The organism is Gordonia sp. 852002-10350_SCH5691597, from assembly GCF_001665715.1.
GTDB classification, from domain to species: domain Bacteria; phylum Actinomycetota; class Actinomycetes; order Mycobacteriales; family Mycobacteriaceae; genus Gordonia; species Gordonia sputi.
In genome coordinates this window covers 1-14,867 of record NZ_LZMO01000273.1, presented here as the reverse complement: position 1 = coordinate 14,867, position 14,867 = coordinate 1, and the positions used below count along the sequence as shown (strand labels likewise).

Sequence of the window (14,867 nt, the reverse complement as noted above, 5' to 3'; positions counted from 1 at the left end):
CGCCTGGTCGACGACATCCCCGTGCACCTCGGACACGTCGGCGAGACCCAGCATCCGGAAGGCGAGCGGCTCGTCCCGATGGAAGCGCACATACTCCTCGAACGCCGCGCGAGCCGTCGGCGCCCCACCACCGGTTCCCTCGACGCTGCGCCGCATCCGTTCGGCGTGGTCGCGCGACGACGACGTCGAACCACCGCGACATCGCTGCCGCAGCCATCACGCGGGTCGTCGACTCGACGTCGGCGAGGTCGGCGCTGACCTGATCGGGACCACCCGGACCCAGCGCGCCGACGAGTTCGGTGCGGTAGGCGGTGTCGTCGAGCCAGGTGGCGAAGAGTGGGGAGTCGACTTCGAGATGGAACTGCAGGCCGTAACTCGGGCCGAGACGGAACGCCTGGTTGGGGTAGGCGTCCGACGACGCGAGCAGCGTCGCGCCTTCGGGTAGTTCGAATGTGTCGTAGTGCCACTGCATGCAGTCGAAAGTCTTGTCCGACAGGTCTTTCCAGACAGGGTCGACGACGCCGTCCGGGGTCCAGGTGACCTCCGAGATACCGATCTCGGGGGCAGGTCCCGTGCTGACCTTCGCATCAGCCGCCCTCGCGAGCAACTGAGATCCGAGGCAGACTCCCCAGATCGGTACATCCTCGGCCAGTGCCCGTCGCAGGAACTCGATCTCGTCGTCGATCCACGGATGGGTCGGGCCGTCGTTGGCTCCCATTCCGCCGCCCATCACTGCGATGGCGTCGAACGACGCAGGGTCGTCGGGAAACGTGTCGCGCTCGGCTCGCAACGTGGTGACCTCGGCGTCGTGTGGAAGACCGCCCGCGTACGTGCCGAGTGATTCGCACTCGGCGTGCCTGATCTCGAGCAGTCGCAGCGTCGTCACTTCTCCTGCGCCTTGGTTGCTGTCGGTTCCGTGGCTTCAGTGTCTGCGGTTGATTCCTTGGGTACGACGATCACCGGGGCTGTGGTCCAGCGCAGAATGCGTGCGGCCGTCGTGCCGAGGAAGACGCGATTGTCGGCGCCCAGGTGCCCCGAGCCGACAGCGACGATGTCGTTGGCGTCCCACGGGAGATTGGCGAGCGCTTCGTCGAGGGTGTCGCCATCGGCGACGAGGACGTCCACCTCGAGGTCGACGTCGAGCTGGTCACGGGTGTGTTCGAGGAGCTTCCGCGCAACGTCGACCTGTTGCTTGCGCACCGCGAGGCTGGTGTCGTCGACCGTTGGGTCCAGTGACACCAACGAGAGCAGACGTACGTCGATCGACGCGGCTTCGGCGAAGCGGATGGCGAACGGGAGGGGGTCGCTGGCCGACTTCTTGACCGGCACGGCGACGGTGATCATGTCGATCACGACGTCGGAGCGACGCGCGTATCCACGCGGCGCCAGCGCGACGGGCAGGGGAGAGGAATGCAGCAACTCGGTACTCACCGTGCCGAGAGCGTGACGCGAGATGATGCCGTCGCCCGTGCCGCCGACGACGATCATCGCCGCTCCGGTTTGCTCGGCGACCTCGATGAGGCCCTCGGTGAACGACTCGTGCACGGTGACGACGGTGCGCACCTCGATGCCCTCCGGGATGCGTGATGCACCGTCGGCAAGCCATTCCGCCGCTTGGTTTTCGAGGCGCTCCATGTACTGATCGATGCCCGGTTGGCCGTCGTAGGGGACGGGGTGGACCACGCAGATGAGGTCGATCGCCGCGCCCGTCTTGGTTGCGATGGCCGCGCCGAGTGCGACCCCGTCGTCCCCCGATTGTGTGGCGAGATAGCCGACAGCGACACGTTTCGGGCTCGCAGCGGAGTTGTCGTCAGTAGACATCGGGGACCTTCACTTCGGTATTCGCGTTGAGGGTCTTGCCCTTGAAGAAGTCGCTGTCGGCGGCGCAGCAGGCGAGCATCAACGGGACCCCGAGGACCAGCATGCCGACGCCGAGGATGAACACGCCACCGATTCCGCCGATCGACGTCGAACCGTAGTCGGGGTTGATCATGTCGATGGCGCTCTTGATGAATGCCCAGGCCATCGCGATGCCGCCGAAGAGTGGGAAGAGTCCGCGCATGAAGAAGTTTCGGGCGGAGTCGAACAGGGTTCGACGGAAGTACCAGACACACGAGAACGCGGTGATGCCGTAGTAGAACGCGACGGCGAGACCGAGTGACGCGATCGAGTCGGCGAGCGTGTTCTGACTCGCGAACGACAGCACGAGGTAGAAGATCAGCGCCGACGCCCCCATCACGGCCGTGCCGAACGCAGGCGTCATGTAGCGCGGGTGGATGTAGGCGAACCGCTGGGGGGAGCGCCTTGTACACGGCCATTGACAGCGTGCCGCGTGCCGTCGGCAGGATGGTCGACTGCGTCGAAGACAGGGCCGAGATGCTGACGACGAGCAGCAACGCCGACGCCATCACGGCGCCCGCGACCGGTTCGCCGAGGATGGTGAGCACGTCGTCGGTGTTGTCGGGGTTGTTCAGACCGATGCCGGTGGTGCCGAAACCTGCGAACGATTCGACGGCGTAGGCGACCAAGACGTAGGTGGCAACGAGGATCAGGCAGCAGATCACCGCCGCCCGGCCGGGTGTCTTCTCGGGATCCTTGGTTTCCTCACCCACTGCCAGGCACGCGTCCCATCCCCAGTAGATGAAGATGCACAGGATCACCGCCGCGGCGATCGACGACTGGTCGAGACCCGTCGGCGACAACCAACTCCACTGAGGTGTGACGGCCTGGGGGCCGGCGTGGTCGGTCGCGACCTTCACGAGCGCGATGACGCTCGCCAGGATCAGGATGCCGAACTGGATGAACATGAGCACCGACTGGATGCGCTCACTGATGACGATGCCGCGGATGCTGATCCACGTCATCACGATGATGAAGAAGCACCCGAGAGCGACCTTGGCCCAGAGGTTGTCGGCGAGTGAATCGAGGTGCAGAAAGCGGAGCAGGTACACGGCCGCGATCTCGGCGACGTTGGCGAGCACGATGATCGCCGACACCGCGAGACCCCATCCACCGATCCACCCGATCCACGGCCCGAACGCTTTGGTGCCCCAGGTGAAGGTCGTTCCGCAGTCGGGGGTGTCGCGCGAGAGCTCCCGGTAGGCGAACGCCACCAGCAGCATCGGGATGAACGCGATCACGAACATCGCAGGCGCTTTGCTGTGCACCGCCGCGACCACGTAGCCGAGCGTCGCGGCCAGACTGTAGGCGGGCGCCACTGCCGACAGTCCGATGATCACGTTGCCCAGCAGTCCGATCGACCCGGCCCGCAGTCCCTTGTCGCCCGACTGGATCTCGGCGTGAAGCTTCTCTGCCATGCCGTGATCACCCCCTATGACGTCGCTCAGTTGTTCGTCAAGACTATGGTTCCCGCAGAGTCTGTGCGCGGTGACGGAGCAAATCGACAGCGAATCGGTGGGACTGATTCGGAATACGCGATTCTTGTCCGATTCGACGAAGCTAAAGATCTTAGGCGCGCTCAGGGGTTTGGGGGTCGGGCGGGCGTTGGCGGCCCTGGTCGGCGCTCCGGCCCCCGCGCAGAAAGTAGGGGAGACGATCCTTCCTCGGGTTTTGTACTGTTCCGTGCGTAGCTTCGCGGGGAAACGTCGACAAGACGGGGAAAGAACCCTTCCACTACTCTCTGCCCGGCCCGCGACGCGCGACCCGCACCCCGGCCGCCAACCCCCCGACCCGCAGCGGCGCGGCCGACCGGCGCCCACGCAGCTCACGACGCCCCGATCGGCGACGCCGCACGTCGGCTCAGCCTTTTCGACGCGGCGTCGGGCGGTCGCACGTCGCGAGGGCGTGGGCGCCGCGGGCGGTGTGGTCGCGGACTTTGACCTTGCCGACCCAGATCTCGCAGCGGGCGAAGCGGCCCGTCGAGCCGAAGGAGACGTCGACGTTCTGATTGCGGGACCGGCTCACAATCGTGAGCGATCCCGACCAGAGACCGTTGGCGTCGTCGTGCGTCGGAAGCCGCACGTCGGATTGGTGGCGGACCTTGTTGTCGGCGTCGAACCACACGATCTGTTCGTTCCACTCGCGGTCGGAGCTGACAGAAATGGTCACCACGTCGCCGGTGACCGGGAATCGGGTCGACGCCGCGGCGGGCGTGGCGGTGCTCAGTAGCGCTCCGCACACGAGGATCAGCAGGCTGACGAGGATGGATCGGATGGTCATGGGTTCGCTCCGTTCGGCGTGTCGAGTCCACGGCTGTGGCCTTGAGGACTTGGACGCACGCGAACCCCGATCGGTTTCATCGGGGACGAAAAAACAGCGAACCCGAAAACAGCGAACCCCACCATCCGTGAATGGTGGGGTTCGCCGGGGCTGCAGAGAGAGTCTGCGTCGGTGATGCCGAGATCAGCGCGAGAACATGAGCGCGCGCTTGACCTCCTGGATCGCCTGGGTCACCTGGATGCCACGCGGGCATGCGTCGGTGCAGTTGAAGGTGGTGCGGCAGCGCCACACACCGTCGGAATCGTTGAGGATGTCCATACGCTCGACGGCGCCCTCGTCGCGGCTGTCGAAGATGAAGCGGTGCGCGTTGACGATCGCCGCGGGGCCGAAGTAGCTGCCCTCGTTCCAGAACACCGGGCAGCTCGTGGTGCAGCACGCACAGAGGATGCACTTGGTGGTGTCGTCGAAACGTGCGCGGTCCTTCTGGCTCTGGATGCGCTCACGGGTCGGCTCGTTGCCGGAGGTGATCAGGAACGGCTTGATCGCGCGGTACGCGTCGAAGAAGGGCTCCATGTTGACCACGAGGTCCTTCTCCACCGGAAGACCCTTGATGGGCTGGATGGTGATGGTGATGTCCTTGGACTTGTCCTTGGGCAGGAAGTCCTTCATCAGCATCTTGCAGGCCAGGCGGTTGACGCCGTTGACTCGCATCGCGTCGGAGCCGCACACGCCGTGGGCGCAGCTACGTCGGAAGGTCAGCGTTCCGTCGAGGTAGCCCTTAACGTAGAGCAGGAGGTTGAGCAGCCGGTCGGTCGGCAGCGCGGGCACGCGGAAGCTCTCCCAGCCCTGGGCGTCGGGCTCCTCCGGGTTGAAACGCATGATCTTCAGCGTGACCATGGTCGCTTCGTCGGGGACTTCTGGCAACGGCGGCTCGTCGGTGTGCGGCGCCTCAATGGTGGCGGTCATCAGTACTTACGCTCCATCGGCTCGTAACGGGTCTGGATGACAGGCTTCCAGTCGAGCTCGATGTCGGAAAGGAGCTTGTCACCCTTCTTGTAGGCAATCGTGTGGCGCATGAAGTTCGTGTCATCGCGATTGGGGTAATCCTCGCGGGCGTGCCCGCCGCGCGATTCCTTGCGGTTGAGCGCGCCGACGACGGTGACCTCGGCGAGTTCGAGCAAGAAGCCCAGCTCGATGGCCTCGAGCAGATCGGAGTTGAAGCGCTTGCCCTTGTCGTGCACGCGGATGTGGTCGTAGCGCTCCTTGAGAGCGTGGACGTCGGTCAACGCCTGCTTGAGCGTCTCCTCGGTGCGGAACACCGACGCGTTGTCGTCCATCGTCTGCTGCAGCGCGGTCCGGATGTCGGCGACGCGCTCATGCCCGTGCTCGGACAGGATGGTCTCGAGCCAGCCGGTGACCATGTCGGTCGGCTTCTCCGGCAGGTCGGTGAACCCGTGGCTGTTGGCGTAGTCGGCCGCTGCGATACCGGCGCGACGCCCGAAGACGTTGATGTCGAGGAGCGAGTTGGTTCCGAGACGGTTTGCACCGTGCACCGACACGCACGCGCACTCGCCTGCGGCGTAGAGGCCGTGGACGACATCGTTGTTGTTGTTGCTGCGCAGCACCTGACCCTCGATGTTGGTCGGGATGCCGCCCATCAGGTAGTGGCAGGTCGGGTAGACCGGCACCCACTCCTTCACCGGGTCGACGCCGAGGTACGTGCGTGCGAACTCGGTGATGTCGGGGAGCTTCTCGTTCAGCACGTCCTCGCCGAGATGGGTGACGTCGATGTAGACGTAATCCTTGTTCGGTCCGGCGCCGCGTCCTTCGAGAACCTCGAGAACCATCGAGCGCGCGACGATGTCGCGGGGTGCGAGGTCTTTGATGGTCGGGGCGTAGCGCTCCATGAATCGCTCGCCGTCGGCGTTGCGCAGGATGCCGCCCTCACCGCGAACGGCTTCGGAGATCAGGATGCCGAGACCCGCGAGGCCTGTCGGATGGAACTGGTGGAACTCCATGTCCTCGACGGGCAAGCCCTTGCGGAACACGATGCCTACGCCGTCGCCGGTCAGCGTGTGCGCATTCGACGTAGTCTTGTACATGCGACCGGAGCCGCCGGTTGCGAAAATGATCGACTTTGCGTGGAAGACGTGCAGTTCGCCGGTCGCGAGCTCGTAGGCGACGATGCCGGTTGCGACAGGCTCACCCTTCTCGTTCTCACTCAGACACAGGTCGAGCGCGTAGAACTCGTTGAAGAACTCGACGTCGTGCTTGACGCAGTTCTGATACAGCGTCTGCAGGATCATGTGGCCGGTGCGGTCTGCCGCGTAGCAGGCGCGACGCACCGGCGACTTGCCGTGGTCACGCGTGTGACCACCGAAACGACGCTGGTCGATCTTGCCCTCGGGCGTGCGGTTGAACGGCAGACCCATCTTCTCGAGGTCGAGCACGGCGTCGATGGCCTCCTTGGCCATGATCTCCACCGCGTCCTGATCGGCGAGGTAGTCGCCGCCCTTGACCGTGTCGAAGGTGTGCCACTCCCAGTTGTCCTCTTCGACGTTGGCCAGAGCGGCACACATGCCGCCCTGCGCCGCGCCGGTGTGGCTACGCGTGGGGTAGAGCTTGGTCAACACTGCGGTACGGGCGCGGGGCGCTGCTTCGATCGCTGCGCGCATACCGGCGCCGCCTGCACCGACGATGATGACGTCGTAACGGTGTTCCTGCATCTTCAGTGGTCTCCTTAGTTGGCGCTGTTCACGTCGAAGGTGAGCAGCGCGTAGGTGCCCAACACCAGCACGAGGATCATCGAGACCCCGAGCAGCACGTTCAGCCAGAAGCGGGTCGAGTCCTTGCGCGAGTAGTCGGCGATCACCGTGCGCACGCCGTTTCCGCCGTGCAGCTGGGCCAGCCACAGCATGGTGAGGTCCCAGATCTGCCAGAAGGGTTCACGCCAGCGGGCCGCGACGAACGAGGCGTCGATGCGGTGCACGCCGTTGTCCCACGCCAGCATGATGAACATGTGGCCGATGGTCAGGATGATCAGCGCCAGGCCCGAGAAGCGCATGAACAGCCACGCCCACTTCTCGAAGTTGCCGCCCCGCGGCTTACGCGGCGAGCGCGGATTGTCGAGGCTGGCGGGCCGGTCGTACTGCGTGCCCAGCGACTTGGCGACGTTCTGTGAGGCAGGAGATGTGGTCATTGTCGTATCTCCTTAGAACGAATACTCGATGAGGATCTGCAGGAGTCGGATCGCCGCGGCACCGAAGACCACCACGAACAGTCCGAGAATCACCCACAGCATCTGACGCTGGTACTTGGGGCCCTTCGACCAGAAGTCGATCAGGATGATGCGCAGGCCGTTGAGTGCGTGATAGAGCACGCACGCCACGAGCGCGATCTCCATGAGACCGATGATCGGGGTCTTATAGGTGTTGATGATCTCCGAGTACTTGTTCGGATCAATACGAATCACGGCAGTGTCGAGCACATGCACGAACAAGAAGAAGAAGATCGTCACGCCGGTTATGCGGTGCAGCACCCAGGCCCACATGCCTGGATCGCCGCGGTACAGCGAACGTTTGCGCACCGGCTCCGGTGCGACCTCGGTCTCGGAACTCATCGGGGAATTGGCCTCCAACATCGTCGATGGACGCGGTGGCACCGGCTGGGTGTCACCTTGGACCCATGCAAGAGACTTTAAACCTATGCTGAGTGAGTCGTTAAATTGCCCGAACCGATCTGCGGGACAAGGCATTACGAATTAGGTTTGCCTTACCAAGCTTGTTTGGGTATCTCCCATCACATCGACTCCGATAGCGACCGCCCGGCAGGAGAGTGTCTTGACCCCCGATATCGATTGGAATCTATTGCGGGACAGCGCAACTGGAATGATTTCGCGCGCATATGCCCCGTATTCTTCGTTTCCGGTCGGGGCGTCGGCACTCACAGATGACGACCGAATCGTGGTTGGTTGCAATGTGGAGAATGTCTCATACGGACTCGGTATCTGCGCCGAGGTCGGCCTCGTCGCGTCGTTGATCGCGTCGGGCGGCGGTCGACTGCTCGCAGTCAGTGTGTGCGACGCCACCGGGTCGATTCTGATGCCGTGTGGGCGCTGTCGACAGGTTCTCTACGAACACGGTGGCGGTGATCTGCTCGTCGACCATCGAGCCGGACCGACGACGCTGGCGCGACTGTTACCCGACGCATTCGGACCCGACGACCTCGACGCGGTGCGGTGACATGAGCGACCTCATCCACGCGACGTCGGTGATCGCGACCAAGCGCGACGGAGCGGAACTCACCACGCCGCAGATCGACTGGGTCGTCGACGCCTACACGCGCGGCGACGTCGCGCCCGAGCAGATGTCATCGCTGCTCATGGCTACTGTGCTGCGGGGAATGACGCGTCGCGAGATCGACGACTGGACCCGCGCCATGATCGACAGCGGCACACGGATGGACTTCTCCGGATTACGTCGTGGCGGCGCTGTGCTGCCGACCGTGGACAAGCACTCGACAGGCGGCGTCGGCGACAAGATCACCTTGCCGCTGGCTCCGGTCGTCGCCTCCTTCGGCGTCGCTGTGCCTCAACTGTCCGGCCGAGGCCTCGGACACACGGGCGGCACGCTCGACAAACTCGAATCGATCCCCGGCTGGCGAGCCGACCTGACGACCGCTGAGATGCACGCGCAGCTCGAGAACGTCGGAGCGGTGATCTGCGCCGCGGGCGCCGACCTGGCGCCAGCCGACCGCAAGCTCTACGCGCTGCGTGATGTGACGGGGACTGTCGAGTCCGTCCCGTTGATCGCCAGCTCGATCATGAGCAAGAAGATCGCCGAAGGCACCGGGGCGCTTGTCCTCGACGTCAAGGTCGGGTCGGGAGCGTTCTTGCCCGACGAGGCGCTCGCGCGACAACTGGCGCAGACCATGGTGTCGCTCGGCGTCGACGCGGGCGTCCGGACCACGGCGCTACTCACCGACATGGATTCCCCCCTCGGGTTGACGGCGGGCAACGCGGTCGAGGTCGCCGAGTCCCTGGAGGTGCTGGCCGGCGGAGGACCGTCGGACGTCGTCGAACTGACGATTGCGCTCGCACGTGAAATGCTCGACGCCGCAGGCGTTTTAGACGCCGACCCGGCCGCCGCACTGGCCGACGGCAGCGCGATGGACACGTGGCGCGCCATGATCACCGCGCAGGGAGGCGATCCGGATGCTCCGCTACCACGCGCACCGCACACCGACGACGTGACCGCGCAGACGTCCGGATACGTCCACCGAATCGACGCGCGGGCCGTCGGCGATGCCGCGTGGCTGCTCGGCGCCGGACGGTCACGACCCGGCGAAGCCGTCCAGGCGAGCGCGGGGGTTGTGATGCACGCGAAGCCCGGCGACCGCATCAGCGCAGGCTCGCCGCTGTTCACGCTCCACACCCAGACACCGGAACGATTCGACGCCGCGCGCGCGAGGCTCGATGAGGCGGCCGTGATCTTGCCTGATTCGCCGTCGGCCATCCGGCCGATCGTCCTCGACCGCATCGGTTAGACGTCTGCCTGAGGCCTTTCGCCGGGCGAGCCGGGCGCGAACCAAGGTGCGGCTTGGCCGATGACATCGCCTGCCGTTTCCGCTGCCGCCTCTGGCGGAAAGGTACTGGGCCAGTACACCTGCGCCACCGGCGCGAGGAAGCAGAGCAGTGCGGTGACGATTCCCCACGGGTGTGCACTCAGTGCCGCGATGAACGCTACGCCGATGGCTGGCCACCGGGGCGCGGACCGCGGCGGCAGAGCAACACGAGCCCGGGCAGAATCGAAAACAGCGAGCCGCCGATTCCCACGACCAGTATGACCACCTTGAGGACATTCGGGTTGTCAAATGGCCCGATGTCGCCGCTTGCCAGACCCGCGGTCACGACGGCGACGCGAGCGCGCACCACAATGTATGCCGCCGTCGCGCCGACAACGGAGCGGAACGATGAGGGAAGCCGAAGCGCCGGTCCTGTGGGAGGCGGCCCGGGCTGTCGCGAGACACCCGGTGCCACGAACTGTGTTGTGGCGCTACGGTAGTCGGGCGGTGTGGCACCGGGCGCGCGTCGCGGGTCGAAAGACATGCGCCGACCCCAAGACGGACGACTGCACCGTAGGGTCACTCGAAGCGAGGATTCGTCCGAACATACGAGCACGATTTCATCTGACCGGATCAACGAGGCCTGTGGGATTGCTCGGCGAGCGCGACCGCCGGGAAACTGCGCGTGTCCGGGCATGCCGTCGGTCGGCGCTGTCGGTAAGTTCGGGTCATGTTCTCGACGTCGACCAGCAGACCCCTCGACCTGAGCACCCTCGCGCTCGCACCGAAAGTCTTGCTCCACGATCATCTCGACGGCGGGCTCCGACCGTCGACCGTGCTCGAACTCGCCACCGAGGTCGGCTACGACGACCTCCCCGCCACCGATGCCGACTCGTTGGCGCGCTGGTTCCGGGAGGCCGCGGACAGTGGGTCACTCGAGCGATACCTGGAGACCTTTGCGCACACCGTTGCCGTCATGCAGACGGCATCTGCGCTCGAGCGCGTGGCCCGGGAGTGCGTCGAAGATCTTGCTGCCGATGGCGTCGTGTACGCCGAGATCCGTTATGCGCCCGAGCAGCACCTCGAGCGAGGACTGACGCTCGACGAGGTCGTCGAGGCAGTGCTGCGCGGGTTCGCCGAGGGCGAGGCGGTCGCCGCTGCGGGTGGGCGACCGATCACGGTTCGCTGCCTGGTGACCGCGATGCGTCACGCCGCCCGTGCGCGCGAGATCGCCGAACTCGCGGTGCGCTATCGCGACGAGGGTGTCGTCGGATTCGATATCGCCGGTGCGGAGGCGGGTAATCCGCCGACCCGGCATCTCGACGCGTTCGAGTACATGCGCGCCAACAGTGCGCCGTTCACCATCCACGCGGGCGAGGCATTCGGACTACCGTCCATCCACGAGGCGATCGCGTTCTGCGGAACCGACCGACTCGGCCACGGGGTGCGGGTGATCGACGACATCACGTTGCCCGACGGCGTCGACCTCGCGGCGTCGTCGTTTGCGGGTGCAGAACTCGGAGAGATTGCGAATGTGGTGCGCGACAAGAGGATTCCGCTCGAACTCTGCCCGAGCTCGAATGTGCAGACCGGCGCTGTCGCCTCGATGGCCGACCATCCGTTCAACGCGCTTGCGCATCTGCGATTCCGGGTCACCGTCAACACCGACAACCGGCTGATGAGCGACACCACGATGAGCAAGGAGTTCTACCGGCTCGCGCAGCAATTCGGTTATGGCTGGGCCGATTTCGAGCGATTCACCGTGAACGCGATGAAGTCGGCGTTCATCCACTTCGACGAGCGCCTCGCGTTCATCGACGAGGTGATCAAGCCCGGCTACGCCGTCCTGATCGGCTGAGCGGGCAACCGACCTGCAGGCGGTGGCTCCTCAGCGCTTGATCTCGAGGCGGTCCTCGAAGTCATGCTCGAGTGCGCGCCACGCCTCGGCCTCGTTGTCGAACGGTGCCGACGGTGCCAATCGCTTCGGGTCCGGATTGATCGCGTAGTCGACGAACCAGCCGAGCGGGGTCGTGCTCGCCAAGGCCTCCGAGACCGCGTCGTCGTCGGCGTAATCGGCTGCGTCGGAGAACAATTCGACGGCGAGGTCGAGTTGGTTGCGGTCGATGCGGCGCGGGCCGTCGAGGATGTCCTCGGCCAGTCCGGGCAGCACGTACACGTTGTCGTCGATGACGTCGAACTCGAGCGCCCCATCGGTTGCCTCGGTGCGGACGTCGGTGAACGTCGAGACGTCGGTGAGGTCGTGGTCGTTGTTCTCGGCGAGGAACTTCGAGAGTGTGCGCGGCGAGGTGAACACGAAGATCTTGCCACGTGTACCGAGGAACACGGGATCGTCTCCGAGGTAGCAGCGCAGCGAGAGGTACTCACCGGTCCCGGTGACGATCTTGATCGGATCGATGCCGACGCCCGCCCAGAAATCGTCGTCGTCGATGTCATCGAGGTCGTCTTCCTCGGAGTCGTCTGCGCCTTTCGCGGCTGTGACAACCGCCGCGGCCTCGGCGTCTTCGGAGTCGTCGGAGTCGTCGTCGAGCAGGTCGATGTCGTCGTCGGGTTCGTCCTCGTCCTCGGCCGACGCGGCGGCTTCGAGTTCGTCGGCGGCGACCGTGACGGCCGCAGCGTCGACGTCAGGGGTCGTGATGACGTCATCGATGGAGTCGAGGACGTCGTCCCAGTGCTTGGCGATGAGACGTCCGATGCGGACCCACAGGTCGACGCCGTCGCGGCCCTCGAAGTTGCGGGTACCGGTGGTCACCGCGCCGAGGATCGGATTGCCGTTGAAGAACTTGGTGACGGTGATCAGTTCGCAGACCTCGCCGAGGATGCGCACGATCTCGAGCGCGTCCTCGAGTTCGGCGATCACCTCGGGCGTCGGGTCTTCTGCCGCGAGCTCCGGCACACCGACGAGATCGTAGGTGTGGCGGTCGTCGGGGATCAGTTCGTCGGCCGAGAGCTGCTTGACGGTGTCCCACGCGGGATGCTCGACGAGGTCGTTGTCGGTGTCGGTGCGGACGAAGCCGACGAGCTCGGCGACGCCGGGGAATACGTACAGGTCATCGTCGAGTCCGAGGAATGCCTCCCACTCGTCGTCGCCCTCACGCCAGCGTGGCGCCCACAGGGTGAAACCGTTTCCGTTGGTGAGTCCGAGTTCGATGGGAACGATGTCTCCGGCCATGAGGCAACAGCGTAGCGATGATCGCTGTGAACTCGATACCTGCCCCGTCCGCCCGGGATCACTTCGGCCGGAAGAAGCCCTGGAATCCCTGCCCCGCATTGGTGGTACGCAACGGCGAAACACCCACCGGATCGCCGGCCTCCACAAGCTGATCGTTGCCGATGTACATGGCGACGTGTCCATCCCACACGGCGAGGTCGCCGGGCAGCAACTGATCCTGTGTGACCGCCATGCCTGCGGTGTCCTGTTCCTGCGCCAGTCGAGGAAGTTCGACGCCCGCCTGGCGGTAGGCCCACTGGGTGAATCCACTGCAATCGAAGCCGTCGGGCGTGGTGCCACCCCAGACGTAGGGCACACCCTGCTGGCTCAGTGCTGCACGGACCGCGGTGGCAGCGCGTTCATTCGGTGCGTAGGCGACCGAACCGTCGGGGAGAGTGACCGCTACGCCCTTGCTTGTCGGCGACGTTGTGTTCGCGGCGGGCCGCGAGCCGACCTGCGCCGGCGCTTCGTGGCGGCCGAGTTCGCTCATCGCTCTGGTGTCGTCGGCGAGGTCGGCCTGTGCACGCGACACGATCGACAGCCCGCGCTGCACATGGTCGACTGCGACCGGCACGATGGCCACCAGGCCTGCTGACGTCGACAGCGCGGGACCCATCGCGATAGCCGCACGCTCGAACGAATCGACCAGCTCGCGCAGCTGTCGGGCCGCGAGTTCGATTCGAGCACTTGCGGTTTCCACCAGTGTGGCAATCTGCCGTCCGTCGTCGTCGACGGCGGTCGAGGCGCGGGCAGTGCGTTCGGCTGCCGCTACGGCGCCGCGTGACCCGGTTCCGTGCCACCCGTTCTGCACCGCCGACGTCGCCGCTGCCGAGGTTCGACGCACCTCGTCGAGGTCGGTGCTCGCCGACCGGATCGTCGTGGCGGGGTTCTCGACGGGCAGCACCCCGGTACCGAGTGCGGTGATCAGGATGCGTAAGGGCGCGATGAGGATGTCGACAGTGATCATGGCAGGCGGAGCCCCATGTCGGAGGCGTTCGCGGCGTCGGCGTCGGAGTAGGCGACGGCGGCGGTCGTCGTGGTGGTGCCGATCCGATCGTGAGCGCCGGCAATGGCGTCGAGACGCTCGGCGCGGGCCTGCATCGTCGCGGATAGTGCCGCGAGGAACTCGGCTCCGATCACGCCGAACGTCGGTGTCAGCGCCGCGAGGTCGGTACGGCTGGCAACAGCGTGTGCGGCGACACGGTGCTCTGCGGTGCGCTGGGTGCCCGCGTAGGCGTCGAGTGTGCCGGTGTCGAGTGAGGTTCGTTGGGAGGTGAGGTCCGTCATGCGAACTGAGACGGCGAGAAGCCCCGATCGGTTCCATCGAATTGCGTTCTCGTGGCTGCCGGACAAGCGCGCACTGCCGGTGGACGCGCCCTAGAGTGATCCGCATGCAGGTACAGATCGTCGAACATCCGCTTGCCGCGGCCCGGCTCACCACGTTGCGCGACAAGACGACCGGTAACGCGGGATTCCGTGCTGCGCTGTCGAGTCTGACGCAGATGCTCGTGTACGAGGCGTTGAGTTCTGCGAAATCCGCGGTCGTCGAGATCGAGACGCCGTTGCAGCCCTACACGGGGTCGAAACTCGAATGTGCGCCGCTCCTCGTTCCGGTCCTGCGCGCGGGGCTCGGCATGGTCGAGCAGGCGCTCGCGATGGTGCCCGAGGCGCACGTCGGATTCGTGGGTATCGCGCGCGACGAGGAGACCGCCCAGCCGGTGCCGTACCTCGAATCGCTGCCCGAAGATCTGTCCGGGTTCCCGGTGTTCGTCCTCGATCCGATGCTCGCCACCGGCGGATCGATGCTGCACACGATCGAACTCCTCGTCGCACGCAACGCGACGGACATCACCGCGGTCTGCGTCGTTGCTGCTCCGGAAGGTGTTGCCGCACTGGA

The 14,867-nt window shown here is 65.5% G+C and carries 15 protein-coding genes and 1 pseudogene; 4 read left to right on the top strand and 12 right to left on the bottom strand.

The features are described from left to right. The 8 genes and pseudogenes from A5777_RS20930 to sdhC all read right to left on the bottom strand — a co-directional run. On the bottom strand, positions 1 to 886 hold an 886-nt coding region (locus tag A5777_RS20930; protein ID WP_231895145.1), incomplete at its 3' end, for a type 1 glutamine amidotransferase. Next, positions 883 to 1,821 carry a universal stress protein gene (locus A5777_RS20925; RefSeq protein WP_064864269.1) on the bottom strand — a complete coding sequence of 313 codons (939 nt, stop codon included), beginning with the start codon at positions 1,819 to 1,821 and terminating at the stop codon, positions 883 to 885. The genes A5777_RS20925 and A5777_RS20930, both read right to left, overlap by 4 nt. Further along, positions 1,811 to 3,317, bottom strand: a pseudogene (locus tag A5777_RS20920) (APC family permease). Before A5777_RS20920 ends, A5777_RS20925 begins: the two are co-directional and overlap by 11 nt. Positions 3,318 to 3,759: 442 nt before the next feature. Then, positions 3,760 to 4,179: a hypothetical protein gene (locus tag A5777_RS20915; protein WP_064864267.1), complete on the bottom strand. Its 420-nt coding sequence runs from the start codon at positions 4,177 to 4,179 to the stop codon at positions 3,760 to 3,762. A 183-nt stretch (positions 4,180 to 4,362) separates the two neighbouring features. Then, complete coding sequence (locus A5777_RS20910; protein ID WP_064864265.1) at positions 4,363 to 5,145, bottom strand: succinate dehydrogenase iron-sulfur subunit; 783 nt, start codon at positions 5,143 to 5,145, stop codon at positions 4,363 to 4,365. Beyond that, the gene (gene sdhA / locus A5777_RS20905; protein ID WP_005207861.1) at positions 5,145 to 6,905 is read right to left on the bottom strand and encodes a succinate dehydrogenase flavoprotein subunit; all 1,761 of its coding nucleotides are present in this window, start codon (positions 6,903 to 6,905) and stop codon (positions 5,145 to 5,147) included. Before sdhA ends, A5777_RS20910 begins: the two co-directional genes overlap by 1 nt. A gap of 14 nt (positions 6,906 to 6,919) precedes the next feature. After that, positions 6,920 to 7,378 (bottom strand): succinate dehydrogenase hydrophobic membrane anchor subunit, encoded by a 459-nt coding sequence (locus A5777_RS20900; RefSeq protein WP_005207860.1) that lies wholly within the window; start codon positions 7,376 to 7,378, stop codon positions 6,920 to 6,922. A gap of 12 nt (positions 7,379 to 7,390) precedes the next feature. Then, on the bottom strand, positions 7,391 to 7,798 hold the full coding sequence (gene sdhC / locus A5777_RS20895) for a succinate dehydrogenase, cytochrome b556 subunit (RefSeq protein ID WP_082933781.1): 408 nt from the start codon (positions 7,796 to 7,798) through the stop codon (positions 7,391 to 7,393). 220 nt (positions 7,799 to 8,018) lie between these two features. Here sdhC and A5777_RS20890 point away from each other — a divergent pair, with 220 nt between their 5' ends. Together A5777_RS20890 and A5777_RS20885 are read left to right on the top strand one after the other, a co-directional pair. Next, positions 8,019 to 8,420: a cytidine deaminase gene (locus A5777_RS20890; RefSeq protein WP_005207858.1), complete on the top strand. Its 402-nt coding sequence runs from the start codon at positions 8,019 to 8,021 to the stop codon at positions 8,418 to 8,420. A gap of 1 nt (position 8,421) precedes the next feature. After that, positions 8,422 to 9,723 carry a thymidine phosphorylase gene (locus A5777_RS20885; protein WP_064864263.1) on the top strand — a complete coding sequence of 434 codons (1,302 nt, stop codon included), beginning with the start codon at positions 8,422 to 8,424 and terminating at the stop codon, positions 9,721 to 9,723. A gap of 196 nt (positions 9,724 to 9,919) precedes the next feature. Here A5777_RS20885 and A5777_RS20880 read toward each other — a convergent pair whose 3' ends face one another. Continuing rightward, positions 9,920 to 10,285 (bottom strand): hypothetical protein, encoded by a 366-nt coding sequence (locus tag A5777_RS20880; protein ID WP_005207856.1) that lies wholly within the window; start codon positions 10,283 to 10,285, stop codon positions 9,920 to 9,922. Between the two features lie 186 nt (positions 10,286 to 10,471). Here A5777_RS20880 and A5777_RS20875 point away from each other — a divergent pair, with 186 nt between their 5' ends. Then, positions 10,472 to 11,599 carry an adenosine deaminase gene (locus tag A5777_RS20875; RefSeq protein WP_064864261.1) on the top strand — a complete coding sequence of 376 codons (1,128 nt, stop codon included), beginning with the start codon at positions 10,472 to 10,474 and terminating at the stop codon, positions 11,597 to 11,599. A 30-nt stretch (positions 11,600 to 11,629) separates the two neighbouring features. On the opposite strand, the gene A5777_RS20870 is transcribed toward A5777_RS20875, so the two are convergent. The 3 genes from A5777_RS20870 to A5777_RS20860 are packed head-to-tail and all read right to left on the bottom strand — an operon-like array spanning position 11,630 to position 14,257. Next, on the bottom strand, positions 11,630 to 12,931 hold the full coding sequence (locus tag A5777_RS20870) for a hypothetical protein (protein WP_064864259.1): 1,302 nt from the start codon (positions 12,929 to 12,931) through the stop codon (positions 11,630 to 11,632). Positions 12,932 to 12,989: 58 nt separating this feature from the next. Further along, complete coding sequence (locus A5777_RS20865; RefSeq protein ID WP_005207853.1) at positions 12,990 to 13,937, bottom strand: C40 family peptidase; 948 nt, start codon at positions 13,935 to 13,937, stop codon at positions 12,990 to 12,992. Further along, positions 13,934 to 14,257 carry a type VII secretion target gene (locus A5777_RS20860; RefSeq protein WP_005207852.1) on the bottom strand — a complete coding sequence of 108 codons (324 nt, stop codon included), beginning with the start codon at positions 14,255 to 14,257 and terminating at the stop codon, positions 13,934 to 13,936. Before A5777_RS20860 ends, A5777_RS20865 begins: the two co-directional genes overlap by 4 nt. A 104-nt stretch (positions 14,258 to 14,361) precedes the next feature. Between A5777_RS20860 and upp the strand changes: the two genes are divergently transcribed. Continuing rightward, positions 14,362 to 14,867, top strand: a 506-nt coding sequence (gene upp, locus A5777_RS20855; protein WP_064864272.1) for a uracil phosphoribosyltransferase, incomplete at its 3' end; no start/stop codon positions are given.